12 protein-coding genes are annotated in these 16,788 nt (G+C 68.5%); 7 read left to right on the forward strand and 5 right to left on the reverse strand.

What is annotated here, in order from left to right; genetic code table 11:
- The first annotated feature begins 34 nt into the window (after nucleotides 1-34).
- From MLE43_RS14225 to MLE43_RS14250, 6 genes are all read left to right on the forward strand, one after another.
- Nucleotides 35-1,438 (forward strand): TolC family protein, encoded by a 1,404-nt coding sequence (locus MLE43_RS14225; RefSeq protein WP_243305195.1) that lies wholly within the window; start codon nucleotides 35-37, stop codon nucleotides 1,436-1,438.
- Between the two features lie 10 nt (nucleotides 1,439-1,448).
- Nucleotides 1,449-2,933 carry an efflux RND transporter periplasmic adaptor subunit gene (locus MLE43_RS14230; protein WP_243305197.1) on the forward strand — a complete coding sequence of 495 codons (1,485 nt, stop codon included), beginning with the start codon at nucleotides 1,449-1,451 and terminating at the stop codon, nucleotides 2,931-2,933.
- 10 nt (nucleotides 2,934-2,943) lie between these two features.
- Nucleotides 2,944-6,252: an efflux RND transporter permease subunit gene (locus tag MLE43_RS14235; RefSeq protein ID WP_243305198.1), complete on the forward strand. Its 3,309-nt coding sequence runs from the start codon at nucleotides 2,944-2,946 to the stop codon at nucleotides 6,250-6,252.
- A gap of 93 nt (nucleotides 6,253-6,345) precedes the next feature.
- Nucleotides 6,346-6,573 (forward strand): hypothetical protein, encoded by a 228-nt coding sequence (locus MLE43_RS14240; RefSeq protein WP_243305200.1) that lies wholly within the window; start codon nucleotides 6,346-6,348, stop codon nucleotides 6,571-6,573.
- 31 nt (nucleotides 6,574-6,604) lie between these two features.
- On the forward strand, nucleotides 6,605-6,844 hold the full coding sequence (locus tag MLE43_RS14245) for a hypothetical protein (RefSeq protein ID WP_243305202.1): 240 nt from the start codon (nucleotides 6,605-6,607) through the stop codon (nucleotides 6,842-6,844).
- Nucleotides 6,845-7,038: 194 nt separating this feature from the next.
- Complete coding sequence (locus MLE43_RS14250) at nucleotides 7,039-8,700, forward strand: M4 family metallopeptidase (protein ID WP_243305205.1); 1,662 nt, start codon at nucleotides 7,039-7,041, stop codon at nucleotides 8,698-8,700.
- Between the two features lie 29 nt (nucleotides 8,701-8,729).
- Here MLE43_RS14250 and MLE43_RS14255 read toward each other — a convergent pair whose 3' ends face one another.
- The 3 genes from MLE43_RS14255 to MLE43_RS14265 form a co-directional block, all read right to left on the reverse strand.
- Nucleotides 8,730-9,032 carry a hypothetical protein gene (locus MLE43_RS14255; RefSeq protein ID WP_243305209.1) on the reverse strand — a complete coding sequence of 101 codons (303 nt, stop codon included), beginning with the start codon at nucleotides 9,030-9,032 and terminating at the stop codon, nucleotides 8,730-8,732.
- 108 nt (nucleotides 9,033-9,140) lie between these two features.
- Nucleotides 9,141-9,779, reverse strand: coding sequence for an NUDIX hydrolase (locus tag MLE43_RS14260; protein ID WP_243305211.1), 639 nt, complete (start codon nucleotides 9,777-9,779; stop codon nucleotides 9,141-9,143).
- Entirely contained in the window at nucleotides 9,776-11,995 is a 2,220-nt protein-coding gene (locus MLE43_RS14265) for a RelA/SpoT family protein (RefSeq protein WP_243305214.1), read from the reverse strand. The genes MLE43_RS14260 and MLE43_RS14265 overlap by 4 nt, the downstream gene beginning before the upstream one ends.
- A 64-nt stretch (nucleotides 11,996-12,059) precedes the next feature.
- Between MLE43_RS14265 and MLE43_RS14270 the strand changes: the two genes are divergently transcribed.
- On the forward strand, nucleotides 12,060-12,920 hold the full coding sequence (locus tag MLE43_RS14270; RefSeq protein WP_243305215.1) for a tRNA1(Val) (adenine(37)-N6)-methyltransferase: 861 nt from the start codon (nucleotides 12,060-12,062) through the stop codon (nucleotides 12,918-12,920).
- Nucleotides 12,921-12,930: 10 nt separating this feature from the next.
- Here the strand turns inward: MLE43_RS14270 and MLE43_RS14275 are convergent, their stop codons facing one another.
- Both MLE43_RS14275 and MLE43_RS14280 read right to left on the reverse strand, forming a co-directional pair.
- A complete protein-coding gene (locus MLE43_RS14275) occupies nucleotides 12,931-14,388 on the reverse strand; it encodes a glycoside hydrolase family 130 protein (protein WP_243305217.1) in 1,458 nt (485 codons plus the stop codon).
- Complete coding sequence (locus MLE43_RS14280) at nucleotides 14,385-16,667, reverse strand: glycosyltransferase family 4 protein (RefSeq protein WP_243305218.1); 2,283 nt, start codon at nucleotides 16,665-16,667, stop codon at nucleotides 14,385-14,387. The genes MLE43_RS14275 and MLE43_RS14280 overlap by 4 nt, the downstream gene beginning before the upstream one ends.
- Nucleotides 16,668-16,788: the final 121 nt, after the last annotated feature.

A 16,788-nucleotide genomic window follows, 5' to 3' on the forward strand; every position in this document is an offset into this window, starting at 1 on the left:
GGGCCGTTCCTCTTTCCCGTTTCCGGAGATTCCCATGCGCACGCTGCTGCGCCTGGCCCCGGCCCTGGTGCTCGCCGCACCGGCCGTGGCCCAGGCCCCCATCCACCACCCCTCCCCATCCCCACTGGCCGCGGAGGCCGATCCGGTCCTGGCGGGCCTCCTGGCGGAAGCCCTCGGGAGATACCCCGACGTCCAGAAGGCCGAGGCGGCCGTGCGCATGGACCAGGAGCGCATCCCCCAGGCGGGCGTGCTGCCGGATCCCACCCTGTCCCTGGGCCTCCAGAACGACGGCTTCAACGGGATCCAGGTCGGCAAGATGGAGACCAGCTTCTACAGCGTGGCCTTCACCCAGCCCTTGCCATGGCCGGGCAAGCGCGGCCTGCGGAAGGAGGTGGCCGCCGCCGGCGTCGGCGTGTCGGAGGCCACCCGCAGCCGCGTGCAGATGAGCCTGGAAGCCGATGTGCGCCGGGGCTACGCGGCCCTGCTGCTGGTGCGCGGCCAGAAGGAGCTGCTGGCGCAGCAGGCCGTCTTCCTGGAGCAGGCTGAGCGCCTGGCCCGCACCCGCTACGAGGTGGGCCAGGGCAGCCAGGGCGACCTGCTGCGGGCCCAGCTGGAGCTCACGCGCCTCAAGCAGGCGACCTGGTCCCTGGAGGCCGAGGAACGGTCGGCCCTCGCAGGACTGAACCGCCTCCGGCAGCACGACCCGGTGGATCCCATTCCCACCACAGCCGCGCTGGCGGACCTGCCGGAACCCGCCCCCCTCACGCCGGAGCAGGTCGAGGCCCGCAGCCCCGAGCTGGCCGGCGCCCGTGCCAGCGTGCGGCAGACCGACAAGCTGCTGGAGCTGGCGAAGCTGGACCGCCGCCCCGATTTCGCCGTCACCGCCGGGATCATGCCCCGGGGCAGCCTGGATCCCATGTGGCAGGTGGGCGTGAGCATCTCCCTGCCCATCTATGGCCGCTCCAAGCAGCAGCGCGCCATCGCCGAGCACGAGCACCACCGCCTCGGCCAGGGCGCCGAGGTGGAATCCGTGCGCACCCTCCTGCGCCAGCGGACCGAGGAGCGGGCCATCCAGATCGAGACCCTGCGCCGCACCCGCGACCTCTACCGCGAGGGCCTCCTGGTGCAGAGTGAGGCCAATTTCAAAGCGTCGCTGGCCCAGTACGAAGCCGGCCGCGCGCCCTTCCTGGGGGCCCTCGAAGCCCTCAACGGCTGGGTGGGCGACCAGGGCACCTACCTGCAGACCCTGGCCCAGCTCCAGGCCCAGCACATCGCCCTGGCCGAAGCGACCCTCGGGTCCACTCCGCCCATCAGCGGCGGGTCGCTGGCTTCCGCCAGTCTTGCCGCAGGCGCCGCCGCCTCCCCCGCCAAGTCCGCCTCCTCCGCCAAAGCCCCGGGCCAGGCCCAGGACAGCGGCCCCGCCATGTCCAAGATGTAGGAGATCCGCCATGACCAACGAACGACCTGATTTCGATTCCCCGTCGCCAGCTCGCGCCCCGCGCCTCCGCACCCTCGGCCTGGTGGCCCTGGGCCTCGTCGCCGGGGTGGGCGGCACGCTCCTCCTCCGGCCCGCCCCGAAGCACGACCACGAGCACGAAGCCGCCAGCGCGGCGGCGCCGAAGAAGCAGATGTACCAGTGCCCCATGCACCCCCAGATCATCCAGGACCACGCGGGCACCTGCCCCATCTGCGGCATGGACCTGGTGCCCATGGAAGGCGAGGCCCCCAAGGACAGGGGCAAGATCGTCTACTACCGCTCCCCCATGAACCCGAGCCAGACCTCTCCGGTCCCCATGAAGGACGAGATGGGGATGGACTATGTCCCCGTCTACGAAGGTGATCTGAAAGGCGAAGGCGCGGGGATCGAGTCCCACGCCACGGTGAAGATCGACCACGAGCGCCAGCAGCTCATCGGCCTGCGCACGGAGAAGGTGGTGGAGGGGACCGTCAGCGGCGAGCTGCGGGCCCTGGGCCGCGTGGCCATCGACGAGACCCGCGTCCGCAAGGTGACCGTGAAGGTGGAGGGCTTCGTGGAGCGGCTCTTCGTGGACTTCGTGGGCAAGCCCGTGGCCAAGGGCCAGCCCCTGTTCAGCCTCTACGCCCCCGAGTTCGTCAGCGCCCAGCGGGAGTACCTGCTGGCCCTGAAGACCCAGAAGGCCCTGTCCGGCGGCTCGCTGCAGGCCAGCGGCGGCGACCTGCTGGAGGCCGCCCGGCGGCGGCTCCTGCTCTGGGATGTGCCCGCCGAAGCTGTCGAGCGCCTGGAGAAGACGGGCGAGGTCCAGCGGGCCCTGACGCTGCGCAGCCCCATCTCCGGCATCGTGACCGCGAAGACCGTGGTGGAGGGCGCCCGGCTCACACCAGCGGACATCCCCTTCGAGATCACGGACCTGAGCCGGGTCTGGGTGCAGGTGGATGTCTACGAGGCCGAGTTGGGCCGTGTGAAGGTGGGCCTGCCCGCCGAACTCACGGTCCAGGCCTCTCCGGGGAAGGTCCTGAAGGGGCGCATCGCCTTTGTGGATCCCGTCATGGATCCCAAGACCCGCACCGCGCGGGCCCGCCTGGAGTTCCCCAATCCTGGCGGGGTCCTCAAGCCGGAGATGTTCGGCGACGTGGTGCTCCACGGGCCGGGCCACAAGGGCCTGCTCATCCCCCTGGATGCGGTGCTGGACGCAGGCACCACCAAGGTGGCATTCGTGTCCCTGGGCGACGGCAAGTTCGAGCCCCGCGAAGTCACCACCGGCGCCACGGTGGGGGAGCAGGTGGAGATCCGCTCCGGCCTGGCGGCCGGGGACGAGGTCGTCGTCCGCGCCAACTTCCTGGTGGATTCCGAATCCCGCCTCAAGGCCGCCCTGGCCCACATGAGCCAGAAGAACGCCCAACCCGCGGCCCCCGCGGGCGCCTCCCAGCCGGCCCCGTCCGGCCACCAGCACTGAGGGGGCCGAGATGAGCGGAACCACGGCCTACGATCCCGAACACCCGACCTTCCTCCAGCGGATCATCCGCTTCTCTGCGGAGAACCGCTGGCTGGTCATCGCCGCCTCAGCGGTGCTGCTGGCCATGTCCTTCTGGACCATGCGGAACATCCCCCTGGATGCGCTGCCGGACCTCAGCGACACCCAGGTCATCGTCTACAGCAAGTGGGACCGGAGCCCCGACATCGTCGAGGACCAGGTTACCTACCCCATCGTCACCAGCCTGCTGGGGGCGCCGAAGGTGAAGGCCGTGCGCGGCCTCTCGGACTTCGGGTTCTCCTACGTCTACGTGATCTTCGAGGACGGCACGGACATCTACTGGGCCCGCAGCCGGGTGATGGAGTACCTCTCGAAGATCACCGCCAACCTGCCGCCCGGGGTGCAGACCTCCCTCGGCCCGGACGCCACCTCCGTGGGCTGGGTCTACCAGTACGCCCTGGTGGACCGCAGCGGCAAGCACAGCTCGGACGAGCTGCGCTCCCTCCAGGACTGGTTCCTCCGCTACGGCCTCCAGAGCACGCCCGGCGTGGCCGAGGTGGCCACCGTGGGCGGCCAGGCCCGGCAGTTCCAGGTGCAGGTCGATCCCAACAAGCTGGCGGCCTACCGCATCCCCATCGAGTCCGTCATCGGGGCGGTGAAGGGGGCCAACGCGGAAGTGGGCGGGCGTCTCGTCGAATACAGCGGCCGCGAGTACATGGTCCGGGGCCGGGGCTATGTGAAGGCCACGAAGGACCTGGAGTCGGCCGTGCTCAAAGCCGAGAACGGCACCCCTGTCCGCCTGGGCGACGTGGCCACCGTGACTCTGGGCCCCGAGATGCGCCGGGGCCTCGCGGACCTGGACGGCCAGGGCGATGTGGTGGGCGGCATCGTGGTCATGCGCCAGGGCGAGAACGCCCTTAACGTCATCGAGCGCGTGAAGGCCCGGATCATCGAGCTGAAACAGGGCCTGCCCGAAGGCGTGGACGTGATCACGGTCTACGACCGCTCCGAGCTGATCCACAACGCCATCAAGACGGTGAAGCACAAGCTCATCGAGGAGATGATCGTCGTCTCCATCATCATCCTCATCTTCCTGTGGCACGTGCCCTCGGCCCTGGTGCCCATCATCACCATCCCCGTGAGCGTGGCGCTCGCCTTCATCCCGATGTACGGGATCGGCCAGAACGCCAACCTCATGAGCCTGGCGGGCATCGCCATCTCCATCGGCGTGCTGGTGGACGGCGCCATCGTGGAGGTGGAGAACGCCTACAAGAAGATCGAGAAATGGATCGAGGCGGGGAAACCCGGCAGCTTCCACCAGGTGCGGCTGGAGGCCCTGATGGAGGTGGGGCCTTCGGTCTTCTTCTCCCTGCTGGTGGTGGCGGTGAGCTTCATGCCCATCTTCACCCTGCTGGATCAGGAGGGCCGCCTCTTCAAGCCCCTGGCCTATTCCAAGAACCTGGCCATGGCCATCGCCGCCATCCTGGCGCTGACCCTGGACCCCGCCATGCGCATGCTCTTCGCGCGGGTGGAGCCCTTCATGTTCAAGCCCAAGTGGCTGGCCTGGACCTTCACCCAGCTCGCCGTGGGCAAGTACTACGCGGAGGAGAAGCACCCCATCAGCGTCTTCCTCCACCGGATCTACGAAGGGCCCTGCCGCTTCGTGGTGAAGCACGCCAAGGCGACCATCGCCGTGGCCGTGCTGATGGTGGCGGCCACCATCCCGGCCTTCCTGAACCTGGGCAGCGAGTTCATGCCGCCCCTCAACGAAGGCACGATCCTCTACATGCCCTCGACCTTGCCGGGCCTCAGCCAGACCGAGGCCCAGCGCATCCTCCAGGTGCAGGACCGCCTCATCCGAACCGTGCCCGAAGTGGAGCGCGTCTTCGGCAAGGCCGGCCGCGCCGATACGGCCACGGATCCGGCGCCCTTCTCCATGATGGAGACGGTCATCGTCCTCAAGCCCGAGGAGCAGTGGCGCGCGAAGCCCCGCTGGTTCAGCGCCTGGGCGCCCGACTTCCTCAAGGCCGCCCTGCGCCCCCTCTGGCGGGACCGCATCACCGAGGAGGAGATCGTGGCGGACCTGGACCGCGTGGTGCGGCTCCCGGCCATCCCCAACGCCTGGACCATGCCCATCAAGGCCCGCCAGGACATGCTCTCCACGGGCATCCGCACGCCCGTAGGCCTCAAGATCAATGGCGCCGACCTGGCGACCATCGAGAAGGTGGCCGTGGACGCCGAGCGCATCCTCGCCGGCGTGCCCGGCACCCGCAGCGCCTTCGCGGAGCGCACGGCCCAGGGCTACTTCCTGGACTTCGTGTTGAAGCGCGAGCAGCTCGCCCGCTACGGGCTCAGCGTGGAGCAGGCCAACATGCTGGTGATGACCGCCATCGGCGGCGACAACCAGAGCACGGTCTTTGACGGCCGGGCCCGCTACCCCGTGAATGTCCGCTACGCCCGGGACTTCCGCGAAAGCCCCGACGCCCTGAAGCGGGTGCTCATCCCGACGCCCAGCGGCGCCATGATCCCCATGGAGGAGATCGCGGACCTCACCTGGGCCAACGGACCCGCCATGATCCGCGACGAGAACGGCCAGATGAACGGCTACGTGCTGGTGGACTTCGACACGTCGAAGTTCGACGTGGGCACCTACGTCCATCACGCCAAGGCCGCCGTGGAGAAGGACCTCAAGCTGCCGCCGGGCTACAGCCTCACCTGGTCGGGGCAGTACGAGAACATGATCCGCGTGAAGGAGCGGCTGAAGGTCATCCTGCCCATCACGCTGGTGCTGATCTTCGGCCTGCTCTACGCCAACACCAAGAGCGCCTTCAAGGCCTCGGTGGTGATGCTGGCCGTACCCTTCAGCGCCATCGGCGCCTTCTGGCTGCTGTGGGCCCTGGGCTACAACATGAGCATCGCCGTGTGGGTGGGGCTCATCGCCCTCATGGGCCTGGACGCCGAGACCGGCGTGTTCATGCTGCTCTTCCTGGACCTCAGCCACGACGAGGCGAAACGGGAGGGCCGGCTGAACACCACGGGCGACCTGGTGGAGGCCATCATCCACGGGGCCGTGAAGCGCGTGCGGCCCAAGGCCATGACCGTCTTCGCCGCCTTCATGGGTCTGCTGCCCATCATGTGGAGCACGGGCACCGGCGCCGACGTCATGAAGCGCATCGCCGCGCCCATGGTGGGCGGCCTGGCCACCAGCTTCCTGCTGGAGCTGCTGGTCTACCCGGCCATCTACTACCTCTGGAAGCGCCGGGAGGTGGCGGAAGGCCCGGTCACCCCACTGCCAGCCTGATCCCCGCTGCGACACCCACCTCAACCCGGCGGTCCCGGACACGGCCCAGGGACCGCCGCCCACCCCAGGGCCGTGCTCTCGAAAGGATCTCCCATGCTCAACCTCCTGCTCACGCTGGCCGTCGCGGCCACACCCCAGGCCAAGCCCGCCACCAACACCAAGTGCCCCGTCCTCGGGGGCAAGGTGACTGAAACCTCCAAGACCGTGGTCGTGCGCGGCCAGACCTACCGGCTCTGCTGCGGCGGCTGCGACGCCACGCTTCTGAAGAACCCCGACAAGTACCTCGAGAAGGACGGCACCCCGAAGAACGCCCGGAAGTAGGAGATAAACTGGTTTCCCGAAGGAGAACCCCATGCTGAACACCGCCCTGCTGAGCCTCGCCGTCCTGGCCGCCCCCGCGGCCCAGAAGGCCAAGCCCGCCACCAACACCAAGGATCCCGTCTGCAAGATGACGGTGGATGCGAAGTCCACCACCGTCGCCGTGCGGGGCCGCGACTACCGCGTGTGCAGCAAGCACTGCGGCGAGGCCCTCCAGAAGGATCCCGACAAGTACCTGGACAAGGATGGCTCGGTGAAGGCCGAGAAGAAGTAGTCCCCCGAATCCGGAAGGCCCGGGCACGCAAGTGCGCGCCCGGGCCTTGTCGTGCCTGCCCAAGTCCAGTGCCGGGAATAATTAGTTTGCCAGTACAAAAGGGGTCGAAAAATTAACACAACTTAACTGCTGGGAGTAGCATCGTGGCCCCAGGTCGGTTGGACACTCCGACCCTCCTCTTGTCTGGAGGTTCCATGCGCCATGTGGTTCCCTTCCTCCTTCCCGCCTGCCTGCTGGCCGTGCCTGCGGACCAGGCCCGCACCGATGCCCTGGTCCGCGACGCCCGGGGCCACCTGGCTGCCCGGGCCTTCCAGATGGGTCTGGGCCAGCACGCAGGCTTCACCTTCCGGAACCTCGTCTCCGATGCCCTCGGCGAGGATCACGTCCGGCTGGAGCAGACCTATAAGGGCTTGCCCGTGTTCGAGGGCGAGGCCATCGTCCACTTCCGGAGCGGCCGGGTGCGGGCGGTGACCGACGACCTGGTGCGGGGCCTGACGCTCAGTGTGGAGCCGACCCTGGGCCGGGCCGAGGCCCTGGCGGCGGCCCATGCGGCGCTGGCCCCCCGCGGCACTTATGCCTATGAGCCGACCGCCACCCTGGTCGTGGCCGGCCTCGAGCCGGGCGGTCCCGGCCGGGCCACGCGGTACGCCCTGGCCTACCACGTCCACACGGAGCTGGAGAACGGGGCCCGGGAGACGAAGCACACCGACTTCCTGGTGGACGCCCACACGGGCCGGATCCTCGACACCTGGGATACCCTCCGCACCGCCGGTGCCACCGGCAGCGGCCAGTCCCAGTGGTACGGAACCGTGAGCCTCGCCACGAACAGCACGGCCACGGGCTATGAGCTGCGGGACACCACCCGGGGCACCGGTGGCACCTTCGGCAACAACGCCACCACCAACCTGCTCAACGGCACCTCCGGCGCGGGGACGATCTTCACGGACGCCGACAACGCCTGGGGCGACGGCCTCCAGTACAATGGCACGGCGGGCATGGGCGCGAACGCCCAGACTGCGGGCGTGGACGGCCACCGGGGCATGCAGGCCACCTGGGACTTCTACCTGAACGCCTTCGGTCGGGACGGCATCGACGATGCCGGCAGGGCCACCTTCAGCCGCATGCACTACAGCAGTCAGTACGACAACGCCTTCTGGTCCGACAGCTGCTTCTGCATGACCTATGGGGATGGCCAGGTGGGCGGTTCCGTGGGCGAGGCGGACCTGGATACGGCCGGCCACGAGATGAGCCACGGCGTCTGTGCGGCCACGGCCAACCTCCAGTACCGGAAAGAGTCCGGCGGCCTCAACGAAGCCAACTCGGACATCTTCGGCACCCTGGTGGAGTTCTACACCCTGAACAACAGCACCGGCAGCTTCATCCCCAGCACGCCGGGACCCGGCGTGGGTCCCAACCATGTCACCGCCAACTACAAGCTGTTCGAGAACAGCTGGGGCCACGCTTACCCGAACGAGGCCCTGCGCTGGATGTACAAGCCCAGCCGCGATGGCCGCAGCCCGGACTTCTACAGCAGCACCATCGGCCGGCTGGACGTCCACTACAGCTCCGGCGTGGCCAACCACTTCTTCTTCCTCCTCGCCCACGGCAGCCTGGTGGACGGACTCTGCGACAACATCGCCTCGCCCATGACCAACGGCGTCACCAGCATCACCGGCATCGGCAACGACAAGGCCGGCCGCATCTGGTACCGGGCCCTCACCACCTACATGACCAAGCGCACGAATTATGCGGGTGCGCGCGTGGCGACCTTGAACGCGGCCGCGGATCTCTATGGGGCCGCCTCCGACGAGTACGCCACTGTGAACACCGCCTGGCTGGCCGTGAATGTGAAGTAGGGCTTCTGAAGGGCCTTCGGCCGGCCCCTTCAGGGTGGGGGCAGGCCGAGGGTTCGCATCAGGGCGCCCAGGGCCTTGAAGGCGGGCTGATCCGGATCTCCTTCGTCGTCCACGGCCAGGAGGTTGCGGGACCGGCCCGGGCCCTGGACTTCCACTTCGTAGCGGAAGCAGTCGGCGTCAATGGGCTCATGGCCGATGGTCAGATCCGTCAGGTCCTCCAACTGGATGGCGAGGATCCGCCGGGTCTCCGCGTCCAGGTGCGTCGCGTCCACGGTGCCCAGCATCTCCGAGATGGCTGCCGAGCCGCCCGTCTTCCGGATGGTGAGGATCATGGCTCCTCCGCGCCGCTCAAGGGAGGTCCGGACCGGGACCTGCGGCCGGAATGTAGGTCCACCGGGAAGGGGTGTCAATCGACCCATCGGGTGTGTATGGCCGGAGGCTCAGCGGTCCGCCGGGCCCGGATCGGGGCACTCGCGCAGCACATCCAGCCAGGCTTTCAGCACGAAGGCCGTCGCCCCCCAGAGCGGAGCCTGGGGCAGTTCGAGCCTGGGAACGTCCAGGGCCAGGCCGTGGCGTTCGAGGCGCTCGATGGTCCAGGGTGCTTCCATCAGTGGGGCGAGGGGGAGCAGGAGGACCTGCTCGAGCTCGTGGTCCAGGCGGAAGCTGGGCTTCGGCTCCTCCCAGCGGAAGAAGACCGGCGTGAAGCGCACACGGGCCTTGGCCACGCCATCGGGGAAGCAGCCCAGTTCCCAGAGGCCTTCGGACACGCCGATCTCCTCGGCCACCTCCCGGCGGGCCGTGGCGGGCAGGTCGCGGTCGCGGGGCTCCACCATGCCTCCGGGGAAGGCGATCTCGCCGGGGTGGTGGGGCGCCCCATAGCCGCGCTGGACCAGCACCAGCTTGCGGGCGCCGGCGGCATCGCCCCAGAGGATCACCCCCACCGCCGCCCGGCGCGGGTCCTCGGGGATGCGGGCGCTGATCTTGTGGGGATCGGGCCCGAGCTGGGGCCGCCGCAGGCTCTCGGCGATGCGGGCCCAGGAGAGCGGCGGGGCTTCGTCGGGGGCGCGCCAAGCGGTCATTTGATCTTCCCGAACACGGATCCCTTCACCCGTTCGACGGTGTAGACGCCGCGGATGCGGCGCAGGCCGGCCATGAGCTCCACGAGGTGGGTCCGGTCCCGCACCCGCAGGGCGATGTGGAAGAGGCCCGCGCCCTCCTCCGTGGCCGAGCCGTGGAAGCGCTGCACGTTGATGCCCACGCGCTGGATGCCCTCGGAGATGGCGGCCACCATGCCCGGCCGGTCCTCGGTGGTGAGGGCGATCTCCGTGTCGTAGAGTTCCGTCCCGTGCTTGCCCCAGGCCACGTTCACGCGGCGCTCGGGGTGCATGGTCCCCTTCGTCAGCTGGGGACAGTCGGCCCGGTGGATGGCGGTGCCGCGGGTGCGGGTGATGTAGCCCACCACCTCGTCGCCCCAGATGGGCTTGCAGCAGGCGGCCAGGGCATAGAGGATGCCGGCGGTATCGCCCACCACCACCGAGTCCATGAGGTTCGAGACATTCTCCTTGGGCCTGGCGCGCTCGGGTTCGGGCACCAGGGGCTCGAGGAGCTTGTGGACCGTGATGCGCCCGAAGCCCAGGGCGGCGTAGGCCGCGTCCCAGTTCGCCAGCTTCAGCTCGGTCAGCCGCGCCTCGAGCTTGGTCTGCGCTTCGGTGTCGTCCAGGCGCACGCCCAGGGCGCGGGCCTCGCGCTCCAGCCGCTCCCGGCCCAGGGTGACGGCGTGGGCGCGCTCCTCTTCGCGGATGAAGGCCTGGATGCGGCTCTTGGCGCCAGCGGACTTCACGAAGCCCAGCCAGTCGCGGCTGGGCTTGTGGTCGAGGCGGGTGAGGATCTCCACGCGGTCGCCGTTCTGCAGGGTGTGCTTGAGCGGCACCATGCGCCCGTTCACCTTGGCGCCCACGCAGCGGTGCCCCACCTGGGTATGGATGGCGTAGGCGAAATCCACCGGGGTGCTGCCCTCCACCAGGCTGCGGAGGTCGCCCTTGGGCGTGAAGACCTGGATGCGGTTGAAGGTCAGTTCGCCCCGCAGGTTGGCCACCAGGTCACGGCTGTCCTGGGCGTCCTGGTGCAGCTCCACCATGCGGCGCAGGAACGCCACCTGGTTGATCTCCAGGCGGTTGGCGATGCGGCCGTCCTTGTAGGTCCAATGGCTGGCGATGCCGGCCTCGGCGTGGACGTGCATCTCCTCGGTGCGGATCTGCACTTCGAAGATGTCGCCGGAGCTCATCAGCACCGTGGTGTGGATGCTCTGGTAGCCATTCTCCTTGGGCAGGCTGATGTAGTCCTTGAACTTGCCGGGGACGGGTCGGTAGAGGCCGTGCACGAGGCCCATGGCCGTGTAGCAGCTGGCCCGGTCGGGACAGATGATGCGGTAGGCCAGCCAGTCGTGGATGTCCTCGAAGCCCTTGGCCTGGGCGCCCATCTTCTTCCAGATGCCGTAGAGGTGTTTGACGCGGCCGTAGACGTGGGCATTGATGCCCTGCTGGCGCAGGATGGCCTGGAGCGAGCCGTGGATCTCCTGGATGGTGCCGGAGAGCTTGGCGCGCTTGGCCTCCACCGCGTTCTTCAGGTACTCGTACTGTTCGGGCTCCAGCTGGCGGAAGGCCAGATCCTCGAGTTCGAGGCGCACCACGCCCATGCCCAGGCGGTTGGCCAGGGGGGCGTAGAGCTCCAGCGTCTCCCGGGAGATGCGGCGGCGCTTCTCCTCCTCCATGACGCCCAGGGTCTTCATGTTGTGCAGGCGGTCCGCCAGCTTCACCAGCAGCACGCGCACGTCCTTGCCCATGGCCACCAGCAGCTTGCGGACGTTCTCGGCGTTCAGCAGGTGCTTGTCCGTGAAGGCCAGCTTGCTCATCTTGGTGAGGCCGTCCACGATCTCGCCGATCTCGTCCCCGAACTGCGCCTTCACCTGGGGCAGGGTCATGAGGGTGTCTTCCACCACGTCGTGCAGCAGGCCGCAGGCCACGCTCACGGCGTCCAGCCGCCAGTCCGCCAGGCTCTGGGCCACGGCCAGGGGATGGAAGAAGTAGGGCTCGCCGCTCTTCCGGAGCTGGGTGGCGTGCATGTCCCGGCCCACGGTGAAGGCCCGGCGGAGCAGGGCCACATCCCCCTTGGGGTGGTGCTGGAGGAAGGCCGCCTTCACCCGATCGAAGGCCCCGTCCAGCGTGAGGCAACTGTCCCCTTCGCAGGCCGAGCCTTCCCCCTCGCGGAGGACGGGCTCCAGGGTTTTCCCAGGCACGGCCATGCTCGAGTGTCGCGCAGGGGCGCTTCTGAATCCAGGCGGTTTATCGGACACTCAAGGAATGCCGCGCCGATCCGCTCCCGACGATGCCCCCGCCTACAAGGGCTGGACCCGCCCGGGACCCGTCCCGCCGGGCGGCGTGGAGCTGGAACCCGGCGAGACCCTGGATGGCCTGTGCGGGCACTGGCGGATCTTCCAGCTGGCGAAAGGCAACCGCTTCAGCACGGATGACCTGGTGACGGCCTGGTACGGAACCACCTGGTGCCCGCGGGCGGGCCGCATCGCCGATCTGGGTTCGGGGATCGGCAGCGTGGCCCTCCTGACCGCCTGGCGCTGCCCCGGGGCCGTGGTCCATACGGTGGAGGCCCAGGAGCAGAGCCTGCGCCTGGCCCGGAAAAGCATCCGCTACAACGGCCAGGAAGGCCGGATCTTCCCGCGCCTGGGCGACCTCCGCGAGCCGGCCCTGTTCGAGGGGGACGCACCCTTCGACCTGGTGACGGGCACGCCCCCCTATTGGCCCGAAGGCCACCGCCTGCCGGCGGCGCACCCCCAGTCCGTACCCGCCCGCCTGGAGGTGCGCGGCAGCATCGCGGACTACGCGCAGACCGCCGCCCGGCTCCTGGCCCCCGGCGGGATCTTCGCATGTGTCTTTCCCAACGATCAGCGCGATCGCGCCCTGGCCGCGCTGGGCGACGCCGGCCTGCTCTGCCTCCACCGCCGCGAGATCGTCTTCAAGGCCGACGAGCCCTACGGCCTGGATGTCTTTGCCGCCGGGCGCCGCCAGGACTATCCGGAGGCTTTCGGGGCCAGGGCGCAGTGCCCGGAGGTCGAGTCGCCCATCCTCATCCGCCGCGCCGATGGCAGCGTGGACCCCGCCATCGCCCGGGTGAGGCTTGCCGTGGGGTTCCCGCCGGGGGTGTGAGCTGCGGGAATCAGGTCTGCAGCGCCGCCAGCAACTCGTCCAGGGGGACGCTGGCGAAGGCGGTGGCCCGGTCACTCATGGCAAAGGGGAGGATGAGGTCGCGGCCGTGGAGGAGGGACCCGCAGCTGTAGACCACGTTGGGGACATAGCCCTCCCTCCCGGAGCCCTCCGGCGACAGCAGGGGCTCGCGGAGGCGGCCGAGGACCTTCGTCGGATCGTGCAGGTCCAGTAGGGCGGCCCCGATGCAGTACTTCCGCATGGGCCCGACGCCGTGGGTCAGCACCAGCCAGCCGGCCTCGGTCTCGATCGGCGATCCGCAGTTCCCGATCTTCACGGACTCCCACATCTCGGTCGGACGGAGCAGGACGGTCGAATCGCTCCAGTGGTGGGGGTTATCCGAGAACATGATGAAGAGATTCTCGTCATCCTGGCGGGAAAGCATCGCGTAGTTGCCGTCGATCCGCCGGGGGAAGAGGGCCATGCCCTTGTTCTGCACCGCCGTGCCATTGAGGGTGAGGATGCGGAAGTGGAGGAAGTCCTTGGTCTCGATGAGCTGGGGCAGGATGGCGTGCCCGTTGTAGGCGGTATAGGTGGCGTAGTACATCACCGATCCGTCCTCCTCGACGAAGCGGACGAACCGCGCATCCTCGATGCCGTGGCTCTCGTTCGTCGATACGGGGAAGATGATCCGCTCGCTCATGGCGAGCTTGGCGGAGAAGTGAAGCTCGTAGTTGGAGTCGGCCAGCCACTGGATGCAGCGGAGGGTGTTGCTGAGGTCCTGGGTGAGGGGCCGGGTTTCGCGCCGGATCCGGAGGACGCAGCGGTTCAGGTCGCTCCGGGTGAAGGTCTCTCCGAGGGCATCCATCACCATGGACGCATGCCCATTCTCGAAGCCCATCTCGTGCAGCTTGACGATGAACGGCAGCTTCTTGTAGCTGGGATTGGGGTTGAGGTCCGGCAGCGCCACGAAGGGCGAGATGGGGTCCAGGTGGAGGCCGCCATCCCTGTCGACGAGTCCGGTCCGGAACTCGATGGAGGAGATGTGCCCCTCGCCCGTGGCCCGCAGGCTCAGGATGAACCGCAAGGCGCCCTCGGGTACGCCCTCCTGGTCGGGATGCGGGACGATCGAGGGGTTGAAGAGGGCCGCGGATTCGAGTGCGTACTCCCCGGAGAACAGGGCGCCGATGAGGAGTTTGCGGGCGTGGGTGAGGGGGCGGTGCGTGAAGATGTGGGGCAGTACCCGGTCGAAGTTCGCCAGCAGGGGCGTCTCGATGTCGAGGTGCCGGGAGGCGAACTCGCCCAGCATGGAGTCCAGCTCGCCCGCGGCCTCGGTCTCGCTCAGCGCGAGGGCACGGCCGAGGATGGTGGTGATGCGGTGGGCGCTGGAGGGCACGAAGGGGCGGATGATGACCCGGGCGCTCTCGGGGACGAGCGTGACATCGTGGCGGCGGAGCGGGATGGTCGTCATGGGGCGGGAGTCGGGGCAGGTGCGATGGCATGGGCAGCGAGGTTCATCTCGGCAAGGGACAGGTGGAAGGCCAGGGTGGATTCCGCGCCCTGGTTCTCGCTGACCCGATCCGTATGCAGCCCGTCACTGCAGCCTCCGCTGTTGGAATCGTACAGAGGCAGGCCGAGGTCGTTGCGGCCCAGGAACCACTCGAAGGCCCGCTTCGCCTCCCGCAACCACTGATCATCCCGGGTGGCCCGGAAGGCCGCGAGGCAGGCGGAGACCATGGATTGCGCCTCCACCGGCTGCTGGTCGAAATAGGCGCGGGCGCCTCCCCTGACATAGAAACCATTGCTTCCAATGGGGCGGAAGTGCCCCTCCTGGGTCTTCTGCACCGAGATCAGCCAGCCCAGCGACTTGAGCGCGATGTCCAGGGCTTCGGGGTGGGCCATTCTCTGGCCGCTGAGAATCAGGGCCTGGCAGAGTCGGGCGTTGTCGTAGGTGGCGCTCGATTCGAACCAGGGCCAATCCTCGGTGGCGCAGTCCTTCCAAAGGCCGATGAGCCTGGCCGTCAGGGTTTCTCGGAGAGCCAAGGCCTGGGCGTGGTCCGGGAAGGTGCGGAGGTACTCATGGATGCCCAGCAGCGTGAAGGCCCAGGCGCGGGGGGACGTGAAGGATTCGAGCACGGGCAGGCCACGCTCGAAGAGCTGGGCCGAAAGCCGCCGGTGGCCGGGGTTGCGCGAGCGCCCCGAGCCGGTGCCCGCAGCCCAGAGAGCGCGCGCGTGGCTGTCCTCGCTGCCGGCTTCCTCCAGCCATTGCCGGCCGTGGCTCATGAAGTTCCGGAAGCGGCCCGTTCCGGGGTTCAGGGCCGCCGCCAGGAAGGCAAGGTAGCTTGTGGCCAGGCGGTCGATGCCCTCCATCGGCGGGCGGCCGCCAAGTTCATCCAGGAGGTTGCACAGGATGAAGGCCCTCGCGTTGTCGTCGGTACAGTAGCCTTCGTGGAAATTCGGCACGTTGAAGGTGGCATGCTGGAGGATGCCGGTGCCGTCGCTCATGCGTACGAGGTGATCGAGCCGGAGCGGGGGCAGGTCGTAGGGCCGGCTGGCGAGGGTCCACCCGGCGAAGGCCGATCGGGGCACCGCCCTCCGTTCCGTGCGGGCGCGCTGGAAGGATTCGATGAAGCGCTGCGCCACGGCGGGCCAGATCATCGCGCGCCCGAGCTGATAGGCCTCATCCCGCGTCGCCTTCAGGCGGCCCGGGTCGTCGAGGAAGGCGCACACGCCCTCGGCAATGGCGTGCGGATCCCGGAAGGGCACGAGGATGCCGCGGCCCTCGGCAAGCAGCTCCTGCGCGTGCCAGTAGGGCGTGGAGACCACGGCCTTGCCTGCGCCGAAGACATAGGCGAGGGTGCCTGACGTGATCTGGGCCTCGTTGAGGTAGGGCGTGAGGTAGATGTCCGTCGCGCCGATGAACTCCTTGAGATCCTCCAGGGACACGAAGCGATTGTAGAAGATCACGTGTTCCTTGACGCCGCGGTCCTCGGCCAGCCTCTCCAGGCTGAGCCGGTAGCTTTCGCCTTCCCGGGCGACCAGATGGGGATGGGTGGCGCCCAGCACGAGGTAGACCACATTCGGATGGCGCTTCACGATCTCAGGCAGGGCCTCGATGGCATGCTCGATGCCTTTCCCCGGCCCGAGCAGGCCGAAGGTGAGCAGCACCTTGCGCCCTTCCACGCCGAGCTGCGCCTTGTAGAAGCTGGAGTCGATGAAGGGCATGTCCGGGATGCCATGGGGGATGATGTCCACCTTGGTCAGCGGAACCGCGTAGGTGTCCCGCAGGATCTCCGCGCCCCTGCGGGCCATGACCACCAGGCGGTCGCTGCGGAGGATCAGCTCCTCCATCACCCTGCGCTGCGTCGCGTTCGGCTCGCGGAGGACCGTGTGGAGCGTGGTCACCACCGGCATCCGGACTTCCTTGAGCAAGGCCAGGAGATGGCTGCCGGCCCCTCCGCCGTAGATGCCGAATTCGTGCTGGACGCAGAGGACGTCCGTGTTGTTGAAGTTCAGGAAATCCGCGGCGCGGCGATAGGAATCGAGCTCCTTCTCGTCCAGCTCGAAGCGGACGCGGGCGGGGTAGTCGTAGGCGTCCATGCGGTCATTCACCGCTCCGGCGAAGCACTGCGACGAGGGCGCCGCGAGGGCCACCGCCTCGCAGAGGTCGTGCGTGAACGTGGCGATCCCGCAGAGCCGCGGCAGATAGCCGCCCAGAAAGGCGATGCGGTTCGGCAGGGCGGAGTCCATCTAGCTGTCTCCCTCATTCGCTGCAACACGTCACAGCGCGCCCAGTTGTACTGGACTGAGGTTACCACCCCTTGGCGAGGCCTGGTCTGAGGGCCGGGGGAATCCGTGCCCCCGGCTCCGG

The sequence above is a fragment of the Geothrix oryzisoli genome, from assembly GCF_022808865.1.
GTDB classification, from domain to species: Bacteria; Acidobacteriota; Holophagae; order Holophagales; family Holophagaceae; genus Geothrix; species Geothrix oryzisoli.